Below are 16,245 nucleotides of genomic sequence, written 5' to 3'. Positions count from 1 at the left end.
CGTCTGTTGGAGCGGGTGGACGCGCACGGCAAAGTAGTCGATGCCGTGCGCTTCGAGATACGCAGGGCATTCGTGCACGCCGACGCGCGCGTCGTCCACAGCAGCCCGCGCCACAGTGAAGATCAGAAGCCCATCGTGAAGAACACCGACCCCATATCCTGCGCGATCGCCGCACCACTTGCAAAGCGACGGCGGTATCCGATATCCAAGCTTGACGCTTTTACGGGTGTCGCAAACCGGCCACCGACACTAATCTCGCTCCATTGGCGTGTTGACTGCGCGCCGACCACAAACGGATCGAACCCTGGCACGCTGGCCGACACCGGATCGTTGCTCCTGCTCAATCGTTGGACGTGCTTGACGCCCGCCGAAATGACCGTTTGATCGGTGAAGCGCAGGTGACCGCTAAGTCCCACTGTGCCATATACGTTTTCGTCGGTACGGGCATTAAAACGAACCGGGAACTGGCCGGACGTCTCAGTGTAGTCGCCGAGTTTTGTGCGCAAGTAGTCAATGCCCAGGTAAGGCATGATGCTGGCGTTCCGTACGGCGAACACGTAACCACCCTGCGTCGACACGGCGCGCTGCGCGACCGTCGTGTCGCCGTTGGACCGGTCCACGCCGGAGGCAGTCAGGTAAGACCGGTTGATGGACAAGTCGCCTTGCTGATAGCCAAGCGCGACACGGGCAAACACGCCCGGGCGAGTATGGGTTCCGTACTCGGCGAATAACCCGAACAAGCTGGCACGGTTACGCATTGTGTCGTTACCTACGTCAAAGCGATAGCTCGGCGCCTGGTAGCCCAAACCGGCAGTCCAGTCGTCGTTGATTCGGTATGCCGTACTGAATTCGCCCTGCCAGTTCGCACCGTTCACTTTGCCCGCATTGTGGCTGTATAGCGCGCCAGCCGAGATGCACACGCCGTATTGGTCGAAGCTGCTGCAACGCATGCCGTCCTGGACAAACGTTTGCACCGCGGATTGCAACACGGAACTGTACAAGGTCGCGTTGTTCAACGAGTCGTTCAGGTCGAACAAGCCCACAATCCCGACCTTGCCTCCATCGTCACGCGCAATGAATGGCTGTGCGCGTCCGTTGATGAAGCCTTCGCCCACCACGATGGTGCCATCTTCCGACATGCGCTCGGCACTGTAAAGCGCGTTGCCCTCCAGCAGAGGGTACGAGGCGATCATTTCGCGCAGACGATCGTCGGGAGAAGGCTTGTCGTCGATCAATGCGGCAGTCTCGCGCGACTCCGGCTCGACGGCCGCGCTCTCTTGCTGCGTCGGTTCCTCTTCTACGACAGTCTGGACTTCTTCCTGCTGCTCCGTTTCCTCTTCTGGGATACTCCGGCTCTTTTGACGCTGCGCCGTTTCCTCTTCTACGAAACCCCAGCTTTCTTGATGCTGCGCCGTTTCCTCTTCTACGAAACCCCAGCTTTCTTGATGCTGCACCGTTTCCTCTTCTACGAAACCCCAGCTTTCTTGATGCTGCACCGTTTCCTCTTCTACGAAACCCCAGCTTTCTTGATACTGCACCGTTTCCTTTCCTACGCGACTCGACACTTCTTCTGGCTGCTGGCGTGCCTCTTCCTTAGGGACCGGCGACGGCGTTTCCTCCTTTGGACCCACTTCCTGCTGTTGTATTAATTGCTGCTCTAGATCTGACAGATGCAGCTCGTTGTTCGCTTGCTGCGCTTCCTTTTCCCGCTCTTGCTGCCGCAACGTTTTCTCTTCTGCGCGATTCGACGCTTCCTTTGGCTGCTGGCGTACCTCTTCCTTAGAAACTGGCGACGGGGTTTCCTCCTTTGGACCCACTTCATGCTCTCGTATTACTTCTAAAAGAACCCGCTTCGCTTCCTGCTCGTCTAGAGCTGCCCGCTTCACTTCCCGCCTCTCTAGAGCTAACCGCTGCGTTTCTTTTTTCCACTTCTTCTGCGCCCTTTTACTTAGCCCCGCCGGCGGCTCAGAATTGGAAGAACCCGATACGTGCAACTCGTTTTTTCTTTCTTCTGTAGCATTTACATCCGCGCTATCTACTGCGAAATAGACGATTGCGCACGACATAATCGCGCGCAGCACGCGGTTCGATGAAAATCGACGGGTACGTTCTGCGCACTGACCACGAGTTAACTTTAAATTCATATCTTTAAAATAATGCCAATTTATTAACAAACCAAACAGTTAAAATTCTGAAATTACACAGCACAACTTCTTTTTTCATACTTGCACAAACAGCACGCCAGTTCTTTCACGATATCGATCTATAAGCCAGCAACGATGACCTACCGCACTCTAACGGCTTACTGACGATTTGCTTACATCGACTGCGTCATTAGGTAAGGAAATGGCGGATAAAGACTGAAATAAACTCCTCAGTATCAAGAGCGTTGAGCGCTATCTGACCGATGCCAACTACAAACCCGCTTAATAGAACTGGCTCCGACATTAATTACGGGATTTACAGAAAATAAACACCAAAACGAACAGACGCGACGGTTGTGCTTGTTGACACCCGGCCTGGTCTTCGCCGCTATACTCGGATGTACTCTACTGATCGACGGCTGCAACAATCCGCCAGTGGCCAAGCCATGCGCACATTGAAAGCAAATTTCAATTTGAACAAACCAGACTCGCTACTGTGCAAGAACTTCACGCCCGGGATCACGACTGAACAATAGATCCATGATCAGATGGGGAAACCGGAAACCAAAGGACCTTCGCGAGGGGATCGGGACGCCTCGAATACCCCCGCGGTCCTCAAGGCCTGAACACGGTCGATATCGGCGGAGACAGCAAGTGGGTTACGGTCACAGATGCATTGTCCGCTGACAATTTCACATGGACCCATGTCGGCATGACAGAAGACGAAGTGCGACATATCTGCTGGCAAGCCCGGTGACGTCGCCGTCTAACCAGTGAAGCAAGAAACGGTCTGGAGTTGGGCATGGCGTGAGGGTAACGTGACGCAGGCAGGCTATTTCAACGTGCACTTCGGCTCTGACCACACGGTGACGATGACCTCACGGTCGAGCATGATGCGCGGACACTAGTGGACGCAGTTCTCCACAGATTTTGTGAACGTCCCTGTGAATATCCTCGGGACAAACGGCGCAAGTGCTTGAGCCCGCGGCACTTGTTCCCCACCGCGCAATAACGTGCAACGAACAGCTGACCTTGCGCAGTTCGTGCCGGCCGACACCGCTTTCACGCCACGTCGGTCAGCTCAATGATCACCGACCCAAGCGGCGCAATTCATACGTCCTGCTGCGCGAGACTGATCGTGTCGCTGGGCCCTGGCAACTACCGAGTGAGATGAATATGCGCAAGCACAAGTTGCGCGGTGGCAAAAAAACAACACGACGAGCCACAGGCACGCGAGTCGAGGCCGGCAAGCAAAGATCATTTTCGACTCTCATTGGATTGAACGATAGCGCTCGACACCCGATGGGTGTCGCAGCCACCGACGCCCAAATCTACACCGGCTTATTCACAAATTTTGTTTGCAACGATGTGGACAACCATTGGATACGCATGCTAAGTGCCTGTCGCGCCAACAGAAAACGGGGCTGCTACGGCTTGATGCAGCGGCGTGCGGTACCGACGCAATCGCCACTGCAGCCGGGACAATAGTGGCGCGCGGCCAGGCCGGCACCACGCCACCCTTCACTGCTGCACGGCACAGGCGTGCCGATCGACTCACCCCCTTCCCGTGCATAGAACACCGGCTCGCCGGCCATGCCGCTCGCGATCATCGAATCGATTTCCACGTCGCCGAACGCCGCCCGTAGTGCATCCACGAATGCCGCCACCTGCGGCATCGAGCGACGCATGGGTTTGTCGGGCATTGTGGCACCTCCGGAAAAACGTGGCTTGCTTCAACACCTGTATAAATATACAGTATACACACACAAGGAGATGAAGATGGACGACGCATTTTTCTCGAAACGGGCGTTTGATCGCGCCGCCGCCGATTTGCGGCGAATCGTGCATGCGATCGCCGGACGCTATCGGGTTCGCGACGAGCCACTGACATGGCGGCGCCTTCACAACATCGAAGCAGAGGCGCTGTCCGACCTCGGACTGAGCGGCCGCCACGATGCCTCGTTGCTTGCTCTGTTCTCACCATCGCCGGAGCACGACTTTCCGCACTCGGACGAGGCGGTATGCGTGTCAGGCGTGCAACGCGTGCCGCTGATTACGTGGTTCGTGTTCGACGTCTATGGTCTGGTCGCGACGCCGGCGCCCGGGCCACCGCAAGTCCAATGCAAAACGGCTGCAATGTCGTAGCCTGTGCAAGCGCGCCGACTTGCGCAGAGACTGCGCGGGGCGACGGTGCGGACCGATAGCTTGCCGCGGTATCGTGTTATCCCCAGAATGTGTTGGGAAGGCTGTGGGTAAACTGGGCATATGCAGCGCAAACCGTTGACAGAACGGCAATCGCTGCCGACGATCGCACCGCGTGCAAACGCTGCCGGTCGCGCCAACGTGACATACCAGATTTGCACCAGGCGCTGTATGCATGCCCAGTGCCGCACAGTACTACACCGCGTTTGAACGACGTACGGCGAGTTGCCAGCGATACGTCCAAGGAAGGAGGCTTGTTGCGAGCGATCCTATTATGACTTGTGCTGACCGTTCGCATCGACGCGCCGTGCAGCGGTGGGGACCGGCGCCGGCACGCCAGGGCGATCCACTACGATCGACAGCCCTCGTGACCGCCGCGGTGGTCGCCGCGCGCGATCTGCTCAATGACAAACCGGGCCCGCTCACTCACCGGCCCGCAAGGCAGCTCGACCAACTGGTAGCCCAGCGTATCGTATGTCGAGACCATCACGTCGTATGTGCGCCGTGCTTCGTCGAAATCTTGCTTTCTTTCGACATCCTGCACAAAAATCTCGCGCCAAGGAGGCGCGATAAATACTTGGCGGTTATAGCGAAACGATTGCGCGGCGCGTAGCACGTGTGGCGGCACCGGCAAGCCGCAGAGACGAAGATAACCGACGACGTCGGGCACGCCTCGATCGAACAGTACCGGCACGCTGCGCTCGTGAGCCAAATGATACGAGCGCATCTCCCAGCACAGCATCCACTGCGCAAACAACACGGGATCATGCCACGGCAGCGCTGGGCCGCCAATCCGCACCTGGTCCTGGATCACCCCCCTGCCTGCTTCGACCGAACGCGCATAGCCAGCCGCCTGCAGTGCGTCGAGCAGCATGCTCTTGCCCGATCCTGGTCCCCCGGTAATCACATGGAAGTGCTCAACATAAGTGAACTCGTTGTCGGCCATTGGCGTTGTCCCGATTCAATCCTTCACAGATCAGCTATTCACAGATTCAACCATTTGCACATCCAACCATTCGCAGGCTCCGCCGGCTCAGCCATACGTAGCCCCCTTCGCCTGCAAACTCATCTGCCTGCGGATTCAGCCGTTTCCAGCCACCCGCAGAACGAGCCGCTCGCAAACCTAGTCGGTCGCGGATTCAGCTACCGCAGGCTCGACTATTTGCAAATCAACCATTGACAAGCCCGTCCGGACGCGGCATCCGACTGCTGCCCGCAATACGCTATGTTGCGCGGGCAGCGTCCGCTTGATGTATTGCGAGTCCAGTGCAAAGGTTTCCGCTGCTGCCACCGCGGTCCCGACGTTCAAGTCGGCCATCCACCGCCAGTGCGCACGCCTGCATCAGGCGGTGCAGTTGCGGCGGATCGCCGTCATACAGCTGAGCCACACGCAACAGCAAGTCGTCCGGAGCCTGCGGCAACGACGATGGCGCTATGAGGTTATGTCAGCGGCACCGCGCAACGCCAACTGAATGGTCAACGCGAACACAATTGCATCGTTGCGTGCGGCACCCACGCCGGGCAGAGCGGCGACCAGTAGGTTCAATCAGCCGTCCAACCAAGGCCGTGCAGCGCCCAGCGGCCAGGGACCTAGATCACTTGCAGGCACCAGCGCCAATGGCCGGGCACACGTAGCGGCCAGGAGCCAGCGCCACGCCGCGGAAGGCATCAGACGCTCGGCAGCCTGCGCGTCGCGGCACGCTCCTCGGCACGCGCGTCAAGCAACCGACGCATCGTCGAAAACAATTCAGGATAATCCAGCGGCTTGCGCAGAAACGCGTCGTAGCGGACGAACGCGGGCGGACTGGATTCGCCCGACACAAGAATGAACAGCGTGTCGGCAAGCACGGGATGATTACGTATCGCCTGACACAATGCGCTCCCCGACATCCTGGGCATGCGCCAATCGGCCACGACAATATCGATTTGTGTCGCGTCGAGCAGCGCTAGCGCATGCCCGCCGTCAGTGGCACTCTGCACCCCATAGCCCTGCTGCGTGCAGCAAATGGCCCAGGCAGCGAGGGTTTCCGGGTCGTCGTCGACAAGAAGTACAGTCGTCGTCACGTTTAGCTCCAACCATCCGAGTGCCGCCGCTCCCGGATGCGGCAACTCGCGCGCACTCAAGCATATAAGAAAACACCCGCATACACGATCGACAACCAGCTCAGCAGGCGGACGCTCGTATGCGAGCAAGCAGCACGCCCGCCAACGCGACGGCGAATCCGATCCATTGCACCGGCAGCAACGTTTCGCCAAACGCCTAGTTAACTCCAGACGCAGCCAACGGTAGCACCAGGAACAGCAGGGCCGTCACCCGGCGTCACCGCGTCGCACCATCCGGACCAGCAGGGTCGTCGCGAAACCCGACGGCATCACGATACCCCATGCCAACTACGCCCACAGTTGGGGCGCGGCGACACAGCGGTGTTCGCCAAGCACCAGCGCGAAAGCGGTGGCGTCCAGCGCAGCGCCGGCGTTCTGTAACGCGGTGGCGCTGGTCAAATGCACATTCGACAACGAAGCTTTCTGATACAGCGTCCCCGCCATGATCGACAATACCGCGAAGATCGCCGCAATCACCACGATCCACTGCGCCGTGCCGGTCGCGCCAGCGACCGCATGGGGCAGCACAGCGGTATCATGCGCTGCGAGTTTAGGCAGCAGGACGCGTCACTGCGCCAAGCCCACCAACAAAGCCCGTCCAACCTAGCGACGAGAGTCGCTTTCCAAACAACCGCGATGCCACAACTGCCGTCAATAGCGGCTGCAGCGCACCTAACAGGGCCATCACAGCGGCGCCGCATCCCTGCTCAAGCCCACAACAGCCCGTGCCAAGATGGAAGCCCTACAGCAACGCTGCCGGCCAACAGATGTTTGCCCGACTCACTGCGATCGGGCCAGTGCGCCCGCACCGCCCATGCCGCCACAGTACACAGCAGTACGGTACCTGTGGCAGCCATGCCGTCAACCGCGCGTGGCGCCGCGGGCGCCACGGCTGCGGCTTTCAGCCACGCGACGCCGCAGCACCGCAGCGCCGACAACATTATCGCCAGTTACTTGGAGTCGGTTGCCCAAGCCGGCACCGAGCGCGAGCGCACTCCTTTCGAAACCGATTGCGTGCCAATGCTCTGTCGGGCGGCGGAAGGGCGATATGCATCGCCACTCCATGCGCCCTCCGGCAATATCGCATCCAAGCCGGTGATCGTGTGCCGGTTGAACACGGGTTGCGCGATGCCAGCGTTACGCTGAGCACAATAGTCGAGCCATGCAGCGCGTGCATACTTGCCAAGCGCCAAGACTGCCAACAAGTTGATCGTAGCCATCAGCCCCATGCTCAAGTCGGCCATCGACCAGATCAGCGGCAACTTCGCGACGCTGCCAAACATCACCATGCCGAGCACCGCGCATCGGAACCCGACCAACACGTCCTTGCGCCGTGTGATGAACATGACGTTGCCCTCGGCACACGCATAGTTGCCCATGATCGACGAGAACGCGAGCATGAAGATCGCACACGTCAGGAACGTCGCGCCCCAATCGCCGACATGGCTGGACATCGCGCGCTGCGTGAGCACTGCACCCTCGACCGGCGCGCCAGGCTGGTACTCGCCAGACAACAAAATGATCAACGCCGTCGCACTGCAGATCAGGATCGTGTCGACGAACACGCCGAGCATCTGGATCAGGCCCTGCGTGACAGGATGGCGCGTGGTGGCGGTCGCTGCCGCGTTCGGCGCGCTACCCATACCCGCCTCGTTTGAGAACAGTCCGCGCTTGATACCGACCGCGACGATCTGGCTGATGGCGTAGCCTGCGACGCCGCCGACCGCCTGCTCGAGGCCAAACGCACTGCGCACGATCAACGCGATCACCGCCGGGAACGAACTCAAGTGTGCCAACAGTACGTAGCCGGCCAGTGCAAGGTAGCCGAAGGCCATCACCGGCACGAGGAACTGCGCGATGCGTGCAATGCGGCGAATCCCGCCAAAGATCACCGGCGCGATCAACACGATCAGCAAGGCTCCCGTGACAACCCGGTCCGTGCCGAACGACGCATGCAGTGCGTCCGCGACCGAATTGGCCTGCACCGCGTTGAACACGAGGCCGAACGCAAGAATCAACGATGCGGCAAACACCATCCCGAGGCGCCTGGAACGCAATCCAACCCAGATATAGTAGGCCGGGCCGCCACGAAAAGTGTTGTCGTGATGGGACACCTTGAATATCTGCGCGAGCGTGGCCTCAACGAATGCGAGCGCCATGCCGAGCAGCGCGGTCAGCCACATCCAGAAGATCGCACCGGGACCGCCCGCGCTCAACGCAACGGCGACGCCCACGATGTTGCCCGTGCCGACCCGGCTCGCAAGCCCCGTGGCAAAGGCTTGGAACGAGGAAATGCCATCGCCCTTGCGCTTGCCTTCGCCATCGTCGCGAAACAGCGTCTGCACGCTCAGCGGCAGCGCGCGAAGCTGGATGCCGGCAAAGCGCCATGTGAACCATGCTCCCGCACCCAGCAACAGCGCGATCAGCATGTAGTTCCACAACACTCCGTTCAGGTGGCCAATGGCCGATGCCAGAAAAACTTCCACGCTCATTCCTGTTACAACCCTTACGAATTGATTTCAGCGTCCGAATTTTACACATAACGAGCCGCCGTAGGGGTGGTTCCAGGAGAATTAATTACGGGTATTTGCTGTATCGCTGCACGAATCGGTATTAATTACCGAAAACCCTAACAGTGAAAGAGTTCGACTTCGAAGTAGCAGCGGCCACCGTGCGCATCGCAGCCATTGCGGCTTATCAACGTTCCCGGATAGTGCCAGCCAGGACTACAAACAGCGCGATAGAGTATCGTTGAGAACGTCGGAACTTGGTTCATCGATGATCGCGGGTATTCTCGTTATCGACGTCGCCTGTCGCGTCGCCCCGAACCGTTGGCTGCCCTCGTGTGTCCGCGCGTGGAGAAAAAACACATCCTGTTTTGCGTCTGGGCAAATCGCAGCGGATGGAAATTGAATGCATTGCTGTTCGGCGAAACACATTGAATAGTCAACGAATTCCCCGTCGGATGCCCATTTGATTTGTAATCATCAGGTGGCGGGTTCGAGTCCTGCAGCCGGCACCAATACTGACGCGGGTCCCAGCAAATGGGGCCCGCTTTTTTTGTTCTACAAAAATTGTTTTGGGTTGCCGTGTACCTGTACGGCGCTGCTACGGCTTGTGCGCGGGGCGCGTCAGCAGCCAGCAGACTCGCCACGGCCAGGCTCTTGGTAACTTTATTTGGATACTGTGTGGCCTGGGCCGCTGGCAGCCAGCCTAAGGTCGCTTTGTGAGGGAAATAGCCTAGTTGAAAGACCGCGACCTTAAGCGGCGAAATTTTGGGCGTGACGCCGCTGTTTAGCGTGGCACGGCTTCACCGATGCGATTGCTGTCAAATGCCCTAGAGCGTGTTATGCACTTTTCATAATGGGTACAGCATGAGCATAGCGAAGACGACGAAATGCAGGCCGGCCAGGGTTTCGGGCAGGCGCTCGTCGTCGCGGACCAGTCGCCTGAACCAGTTAAGCCAGACGAAGTTGCGCTCGACCACCCAGCGGCGTGGCAGCAGCACCAAGCCCTTCTTTGCCTCAGGCAGTTTGATGACCTGCAGCTCCACGCCTTCATCGCGACCGGCCTGCGCAGGCGTGTCGCCCGTAGAGCCCCAGTCAGCGAATGCAAGTTTCACCGTCTGAACGGTGACATGCTGAACCTGACGTGCAAGCTCGGCCACCTGTGTGCGCTCCTGCGCGTTGGCCGGCGTAATGTGCACCGCCAGCAGCAGACCCAGCGTGTCCTCAGCCATATACCTTACTGCCTTGCTTGCGCTGATGATCGTCGTAGCCCGCACGCGGACCGCTTTCGCACGTGGACTGCAACGTGCGACCATCCAGGATAACTGCACTGCACTGCGCTGTGCCTGGTGCTGTTGCGCCACGCGCAGCACCGAACGCAAATCGTTGATCACCGCTTCGAAGCAACCCGCGTTCAGCCAACGCTGCGTTTGCTGATAGACTCGTTCCTACGGCGGAAGTTGGTCGGCAGCATACGCCACGATGCACCCGCTCGCGCCATCCAGCGCAGCGCGTTGAACATTTCGCGCAGTTCGTATCAACGCTGCGGTGCGCCTTCGTTCATTAAAGTCAGGTAGGCAGTGGCAAAGCTCCATTCCTCGTTCGATACATCCGTCGGTAAGGCTTGCGTTCTGTCATCCCCACAGGGTAACAACTCTGATCAAAAGTGCCTAACACGCTCTAGAGGAAGCGCAGCCGGAAATCTTAACGCAGAGGTGGCCACTAAACTGAGGGAGACCCGTCCCAAAATTCTGATAACCCCCCGGAAGCGATACTGGTTGCACTGGCTGCGATACCGGCCACTGCGAGAGAGCAGCAAAAAGTAAGTTATTGTACTTGTCCAATTATTAACTCCGTTGTTTATATTACACAAAGCTCTTCCTATAGCATTCTTCGTAGTTCGCTTGGCTATGTCCTTCCGTCATTATGTAAGCAATCGGCAAGTCGTATGACTTGGGTGGTGAAGTATAGTTACAGTTTAACGACGATGAATCACCTACTCCTCACACCACCCATACAGAAGTAGCACTCCCATGAAGCTAAACAAGAATTGCACAAGTGCCACCTCGAGCACTACCCAAGGCAGCATATGATATTAACCATTTAAAATCGCTTACTCATATATAGAAACTTTATAAAACCAACTATCTCCCTTAATTTTCGAGCCATCTTGTCTTGCGGAAACATTGTTAACCCGAAGTGTTCCAACTGATCCCGGTGGAACGGGGATAACTACGCTGCAATCTCGATCTCCATTTTCTACAAAAGCATATTTATTTGGCGGAGAAGATGGTATTGGATTGATGAAATCATTCCCAAGCCATTCCGGCTTTTCTTTAGCCACAATACCTCCCGCACGACATACTCCATGATCATATTCTTTGGGAATACTATGAATCATGAACCACTGCGTCTTCTTTGATTCATTTCTCTTGGATAAATAGAGCATAGTAATATCGCCCTCAATTCTTTTTGCAGATGAGAAACCACATTCTTCTCGCCCAATACAAATATATTTTCCGCCACTTGCAGTTGCGTAGGACCAGCGACCGGACTGACAAAAGAGGGGCGTTCCATTAGCATCTCTTGCTATACGACCATTCTCAGGGCAAGCAGTATCTTCTGCCACGATATCCGTAATTTGGATTCCCTGAACTCGCATTACCCCGTCCTGCGGAGCGGGCGTAGCCGTGGTGTATCGTCCAATGTCCGACCAAGCAGGTACTGATACAAGCGAAAACAAAAAAATCAATATAACTGCAGATATTCTGCACATTGCCGCCTCACTAGGTTGAATTAATCCATTACTCATAGTTAGCATGCTTATTAGCTTGCTGGACTTAGCATATTTCCCCGTCGAGCGGGTAACAAGGAGCGTTGGCAAATGGGCCATGATAATTGGCGGCTTAGTATCTCCTATGTTTCGAAGCGGCTTTGCACTGAATAAAATCCGACACGCAATCACATGAGTACAAGGCTTACCTGTGCGATTCGCGGACATCATTTCACTTTTTAGAAGGCCGTTTTCGTCGCGTTGCTTCGCTCGCTCCAGAAGTGCGGCACAGATACGCGACTTGCGACAATGTCAGCAAGCCTCTCCAGTTGCGGGCGAAGGATGAAATGATGTGTTGTGTCAATAACGTGACTGAAATTAATTTACAGTCCGCAACGCGCTACAAACCGGTGAGCAGCAAGCAATTCCAGCAAATGGCAAATAGATAACCCGTCCTGAACAATACGCTTTGCTCTGCGGCGAGTTCATGCTGCCGACAACCTGTGAGCATCGCGATCGAGCAGAGCAACCAGGATCAAAGCGTAAAAAAGCCGCAGCTTCCTGAGAATCATGCGCAGGTTGTGGCCGGCGCCGCACAGCACCGCATGAATGGCATCGCCAAGCGCGCCTTTGAGCCAGTTGCGATCGAGCTTACCGTCTGCTTTCATATGGCCGATGACCGGCTCGATTGCACTGCGCCGCCGGATCATGAGAAGTGGCCTCGGTTGTTCGGACATTTTTTCGTGCTTGTTAGGTGGAACATCCGGGGCACTCATGCTGCCGATTTAATCGCAGGCAGCGTCGCGAAGTATGCCTCATCCGGCGTCTGATCTGCCAGGCTCGAATGGGGGCGTTTCTGGTTGTACAGCTTGATGTATTCGCCGATGGAGCTCCGGGCATGGTTGACCGACTCATACGCTTTCAGATAGACCTCTTCATACTTGATGCTGCGCCATACCCGTTCGACGAACACGTTGTCGCGCCAGCTTCCCTTGCCATCCATCGACAGTCGGATGCCTCGGCCCAGCACGGCCTCGGTAAATGCGTTCGCCGTAAACTGGCTGCCTTGGTCTGTGTTAACGATTTCGGGCTGTCCGTAGCGCGAAAACGCTTCCTCGAGCGCCTCGACAGCGTGCGTGGCTTCCAGCGTGATGGCCACTCGGTGCGCGAGGATCTTGCGACTTGTCCAGTCCACGACCGACGTCAGGTACACGAAGCCGCGCGCCATCGGAATGTAGCTCGTGTCCAGTGCCCACGCCTGGTTGGCCCGCTCGATCTTCATGCGGCGCAGCAGGTACGGCCAGAGCTTGTGCTGCGCGTTGCGGTGGCTTGTGTTCGGCTTGCAGTACAGTGCCTCGACGCCCATGCGCTTCATCAGCGTGCGCACACGCCGGCGGCCGACCTTATGCCCCTCACGATACAGCAAACGCGCCAGCATCCGTGCTCCGGCAAACGGAAATTCCATATGCAGTTCGTCGATTCGTCGCATCAGCAACTGATCTGCCTTGCTCGTCGGCTGCGCTCGATAATACGCGCTCGATCTTGCGATGCCCACTAGCCGTGCTTGCTGCAAAACCGGCAGCGCATGCGTACGGTCAATCATCGCTTTGCGCTCAGCAATCCCGCTTTGGTGAGCGCGCCTTCTAAAAAATCATGCTCCAGGGTCAACTGGCCGATCTTCGCATGCAGCGCCTTCAGCTCTACCGGCGGCTCACTCGAGAACGTGCCAGCCGTGCCGAACACGTCTGCCGCGCGTCTGCAACTGCCCTTTCCATTCCGTGATGTCTGGCGACAATTACTTTTGCCGGTGGCGACAACTAGATTTGCCGGTGTTGGGCGGCTGAACTGTTGAGGTTGCGGCCGTCGCTATCATGCGGCTCCTTGCGGAGCCAGCATGAAAAAAGACGGAGAAATCAAATTGTTGCGTGAAGAACGGCGTAAAGGAGCGAGTCAGAAGCTGGCGGCAGCGCGAACAGGTATGAGTGAGCGCACGCTCCGTAAGTACGAGCGTGCTGGCACGTTACCGAGTCAAATGAAGAAGCCGCGCATGCATCGCACGCGGGACAATCCGTTTAACGTCGATTGGCCATGGGTTGAGGAGCATCTCAAGCGAGATCCGGCATTGCAGGCCAAGACCTTATTCACGCTGCTGTGCCAGGCGTTTCCGGGGCGATATCAAGAAGGCCAGCTGCGCACGTTGCAGCGGCACATCCAAGCGTGGCGAGTTCGTCACGGCCCGGAACAAGAAGTCATGTTTGCACAGGAGCATGTGCCCGGGCGCATGGCTCAATCCGATTTCACTTCAATGAATAGGCTCAAAGTAACGATCTCGGGCACGGCATTCCCGCATCTGCTCTACCACCTGGTGCTGACGTACTCGAACGTGGAGGCCGTGCGCATTTGCTTCTCCGAGAGCTTTGAGGCGCTGGCTGAGGGGCTTGAAGCGTGCCTGTGGCAGATCGGCGGTGTTCCACAATGGCATCGCACCGATAATCTGACTGCGGCCGTACGCGAGCTCGATCGCGAAGGCATGCATGAGTTCACGCAGAACTATCGTGCATTGCTTGCTCATTACGGCATGCAGCCATCAGCGAACACGGCCGGATGCGCGAACCAAAACGGCGACGTCGAGCAATCGCACTTTCGCCTCAAAGAGGCCGTGGACCAGGCGCTACGGGTTCGCGGCACGCGAGAGTTCGCAACGCGCAGCGACTACGAACACTTCCTTGGCGAACTTATTCGGCAGCGCAATCTTACGCGCTCGCAACGATTCGAGGCGGAGCGAGCCGCGCTTAGAGCGCTGCCCGCAGCGCCGCTGGAGTTCACGCGCGAGGTCACGGTGCGCGTTTCTCGTTTTAGTTTGGTTCGGGTACTCAACAATCACTACTCGGTGCCGTCACGATTGATCGGCGCCACGCTGAAGGCGCGCATCCGCTCGGAGAACTTGGATCTTTACCACGGCACGGCACATGTTCTGACTCTGCCGCGCCTAAGCGGGCGCAATCAGCGGCGAATCGACTATCGGCATCTGATCTGGTCACTGGTGAGAAAGCCCGGCGCGTTCGCGGCTTACTGCTACAGAGACGAGCTGTTTCCAACGACCATGTTTCGCCGGGCCTACGACGCACTGCTTGCCACAATGCCGACAAAGGCGGACCAGCAATACCTTCGCCTGTTGCATTTAGCTGCGAGCACATCCGAGTCGGAAGTTGACGAAGCAATCGGCCGCTTGCTGCATGAAGATCGCATACCGACGCTCGATGTCGTGCGCGAACTCGTCGCAAGCCCTACGCTGACGCCGGTGCCGAAAATCGGCAAGGCCACCATCAACTTGCGCGACTACGACGCCCTAATCCCGTCGCGGAGCAATCATGCATAACGCCCGTGAAGAATTGCTGGTGTCGCTTCGTGCGCTTAATCTCGGTGCCATGGCGGCAGCTGTGCAAGACACAGCACTGCGAGCGGAAAAGGAAGGACTGACTCATGAGGCGTTTCTTCTCGAGCTGGCTCGTATCGAACGTGCCGCGAAAGCGTCGCGCCGAATCGAGCGACTACTGAGGCAATCCGAACTGCTGCCCGAGAAGAACTTGCGCACGTTAAAACTGGAAAGATTCGATCCGGCCACTCGCCTGCAGATCGAGCGGCTGCGTAGCGGCAGCTTCCTCAAGGATGCCATCAATGTGATTGCGCTCGGCCGACCTGGTGCCGGGAAAAGCCATCTTGCCTGCGCATTGGGGCACGCGCTCGTCGAGCAAGGGTACCCGGTCCTGTTCACATCCACGGGGGCCTTGGTGCAGCGGCTACTGGCAGCAAAGCGCGATCTGCGTTTGCTGCAGCAACTAGCAAAGCTAGATCGCTTTGAGTGCCTTATTCTGGACGACATCGGCTACGTCCAGCATAACCGAGATGAAATGGAAGTGCTGTTCACGTTGCTCGCTGAGCGCTACGAGCGCAAGAGCATCATCATCACGACAAACCTCGTGTTCTCGGAGTGGAAGCGCATCTTTAAGGATCCGATGACCACGCTCGCGGCCATCGACCGCGTCGTTCATCACAGTGTCATTCTTGACTTGATGAGCGTTGAAAGCTATCGGGCAAAAGCTGCCGGCGACAAGCCGACGGCATCAGCCCCCGTAGCAGCATAGGGCGGCAATTTTAGTTGTCGTCGGCGGCTTTTTTAGTTGACGTCAGACACTCAGCCACCTCTATCAGATCGGCCAGACGAACTAACGGATGCTTCAAGTTGATCTGCTCGCGCAGCGGCTGGCGGAACAAATCCCCCTCTAGCACCGGCGTCTTCGGACCCATTCAACCCTCGTCGAAATTTGCAGGAAATTCACGCTAATATGCCCGTCTCTTGCAAATCCCACCATACCATTCCGGCCTCAGAGCCTTACTGCACCAGCGTTTCCGAATTGTTCAGGGCGGACTTCTATGAGCAGAAAGTTGTCAAGAGTTTTGTGCAAGGAAAAAGTCCATAAGCAGATACCTCGACTTTTAGCCAAGCGATATCAAC

At 57.4% G+C, this 16,245-nt stretch carries 11 protein-coding genes and 4 pseudogenes; 4 read left to right on the top strand and 11 right to left on the bottom strand.

Features of this window, described 5'->3' with window-relative positions; translation table 11 throughout:
• Window positions 1-122 precede the first annotated feature (122 nt).
• The gene (locus tag KQH55_RS15370; protein WP_235091580.1) at window positions 123-1,886 is read right to left on the bottom strand and encodes an autotransporter outer membrane beta-barrel domain-containing protein; all 1,764 of its coding nucleotides are present in this window, start codon (window positions 1,884-1,886) and stop codon (window positions 123-125) included.
• A gap of 666 nt (window positions 1,887-2,552) precedes the next feature.
• Between KQH55_RS15370 and KQH55_RS15365 the strand changes: the two are divergent.
• Window positions 2,553-3,052: pseudogene (locus KQH55_RS15365) on the top strand (hypothetical protein).
• A 519-nt stretch (window positions 3,053-3,571) separates the two neighbouring features.
• Here the strand turns inward: KQH55_RS15365 and KQH55_RS15360 are convergent.
• Window positions 3,572-3,847 carry a hypothetical protein gene (locus KQH55_RS15360; protein WP_235091579.1) on the bottom strand — a complete coding sequence of 92 codons (276 nt, stop codon included), beginning with the start codon at window positions 3,845-3,847 and terminating at the stop codon, window positions 3,572-3,574.
• Between the two features lie 76 nt (window positions 3,848-3,923).
• Between KQH55_RS15360 and KQH55_RS15355 the strand changes: the two genes are divergently transcribed.
• Complete coding sequence (locus KQH55_RS15355; protein WP_235091578.1) at window positions 3,924-4,289, top strand: DUF2471 family protein; 366 nt, start codon at window positions 3,924-3,926, stop codon at window positions 4,287-4,289.
• A 406-nt stretch (window positions 4,290-4,695) separates the two neighbouring features.
• On the opposite strand, the gene KQH55_RS15350 is transcribed toward KQH55_RS15355, so the two are convergent.
• The 8 genes and pseudogenes from KQH55_RS15350 to KQH55_RS15315 all read right to left on the bottom strand — a co-directional run.
• Window positions 4,696-5,292, bottom strand: a complete 597-nt coding sequence (locus KQH55_RS15350) for an AAA family ATPase (protein ID WP_235091577.1) — start codon at window positions 5,290-5,292, stop codon at window positions 4,696-4,698.
• A gap of 722 nt (window positions 5,293-6,014) precedes the next feature.
• The gene (locus KQH55_RS15345; RefSeq protein ID WP_076788726.1) at window positions 6,015-6,410 is read right to left on the bottom strand and encodes a response regulator; all 396 of its coding nucleotides are present in this window, start codon (window positions 6,408-6,410) and stop codon (window positions 6,015-6,017) included.
• 327 nt (window positions 6,411-6,737) lie between these two features.
• Window positions 6,738-6,977: a hypothetical protein gene (locus KQH55_RS15340; protein ID WP_235091576.1), complete on the bottom strand. Its 240-nt coding sequence runs from the start codon at window positions 6,975-6,977 to the stop codon at window positions 6,738-6,740.
• 422 nt (window positions 6,978-7,399) lie between these two features.
• Window positions 7,400-8,935, bottom strand: coding sequence for a sodium:alanine symporter family protein (locus KQH55_RS15335; protein ID WP_338893376.1), 1,536 nt, complete (start codon window positions 8,933-8,935; stop codon window positions 7,400-7,402).
• A gap of 872 nt (window positions 8,936-9,807) precedes the next feature.
• A pseudogene (locus KQH55_RS15330) lies at window positions 9,808-10,520 on the bottom strand (IS5 family transposase).
• Between the two features lie 549 nt (window positions 10,521-11,069).
• Window positions 11,070-11,777 (bottom strand): hypothetical protein, encoded by a 708-nt coding sequence (locus KQH55_RS15325; RefSeq protein WP_235091575.1) that lies wholly within the window; start codon window positions 11,775-11,777, stop codon window positions 11,070-11,072.
• 437 nt (window positions 11,778-12,214) lie between these two features.
• A pseudogene (locus KQH55_RS15320) lies at window positions 12,215-12,439 on the bottom strand (IS5/IS1182 family transposase); the annotation flags it as partial.
• Window positions 12,440-12,501: 62 nt separating this feature from the next.
• A pseudogene (locus tag KQH55_RS15315) lies at window positions 12,502-13,512 on the bottom strand (IS3 family transposase); the annotation flags it as partial.
• 111 nt (window positions 13,513-13,623) lie between these two features.
• On the opposite strand from KQH55_RS15315, the gene istA reads away from it, so the two are divergent.
• Both istA and istB read left to right on the top strand, forming a co-directional pair.
• Window positions 13,624-15,108 (top strand): IS21 family transposase, encoded by a 1,485-nt coding sequence (istA, locus tag KQH55_RS15310; RefSeq protein ID WP_235091574.1) that lies wholly within the window; start codon window positions 13,624-13,626, stop codon window positions 15,106-15,108.
• The gene (gene istB / locus KQH55_RS15305) at window positions 15,101-15,874 is read left to right on the top strand and encodes an IS21-like element helper ATPase IstB (RefSeq protein ID WP_076794072.1); all 774 of its coding nucleotides are present in this window, start codon (window positions 15,101-15,103) and stop codon (window positions 15,872-15,874) included. The genes istA and istB overlap by 8 nt, the downstream gene beginning before the upstream one ends.
• A 10-nt stretch (window positions 15,875-15,884) precedes the next feature.
• On the opposite strand, the gene KQH55_RS15300 is transcribed toward istB, so the two are convergent.
• Window positions 15,885-16,037 carry a hypothetical protein gene (locus KQH55_RS15300; protein WP_170872330.1) on the bottom strand — a complete coding sequence of 51 codons (153 nt, stop codon included), beginning with the start codon at window positions 16,035-16,037 and terminating at the stop codon, window positions 15,885-15,887.
• Window positions 16,038-16,245 lie beyond the last annotated feature (208 nt).

The organism is Mycetohabitans sp. B3, assembly GCF_021498065.1.
Classification (GTDB): Bacteria; Pseudomonadota; Gammaproteobacteria; order Burkholderiales; family Burkholderiaceae; genus Mycetohabitans.
Note: the sequence above shows the minus strand (reverse complement) of the source record. Positions and strands in the feature narration are given on the sequence as shown.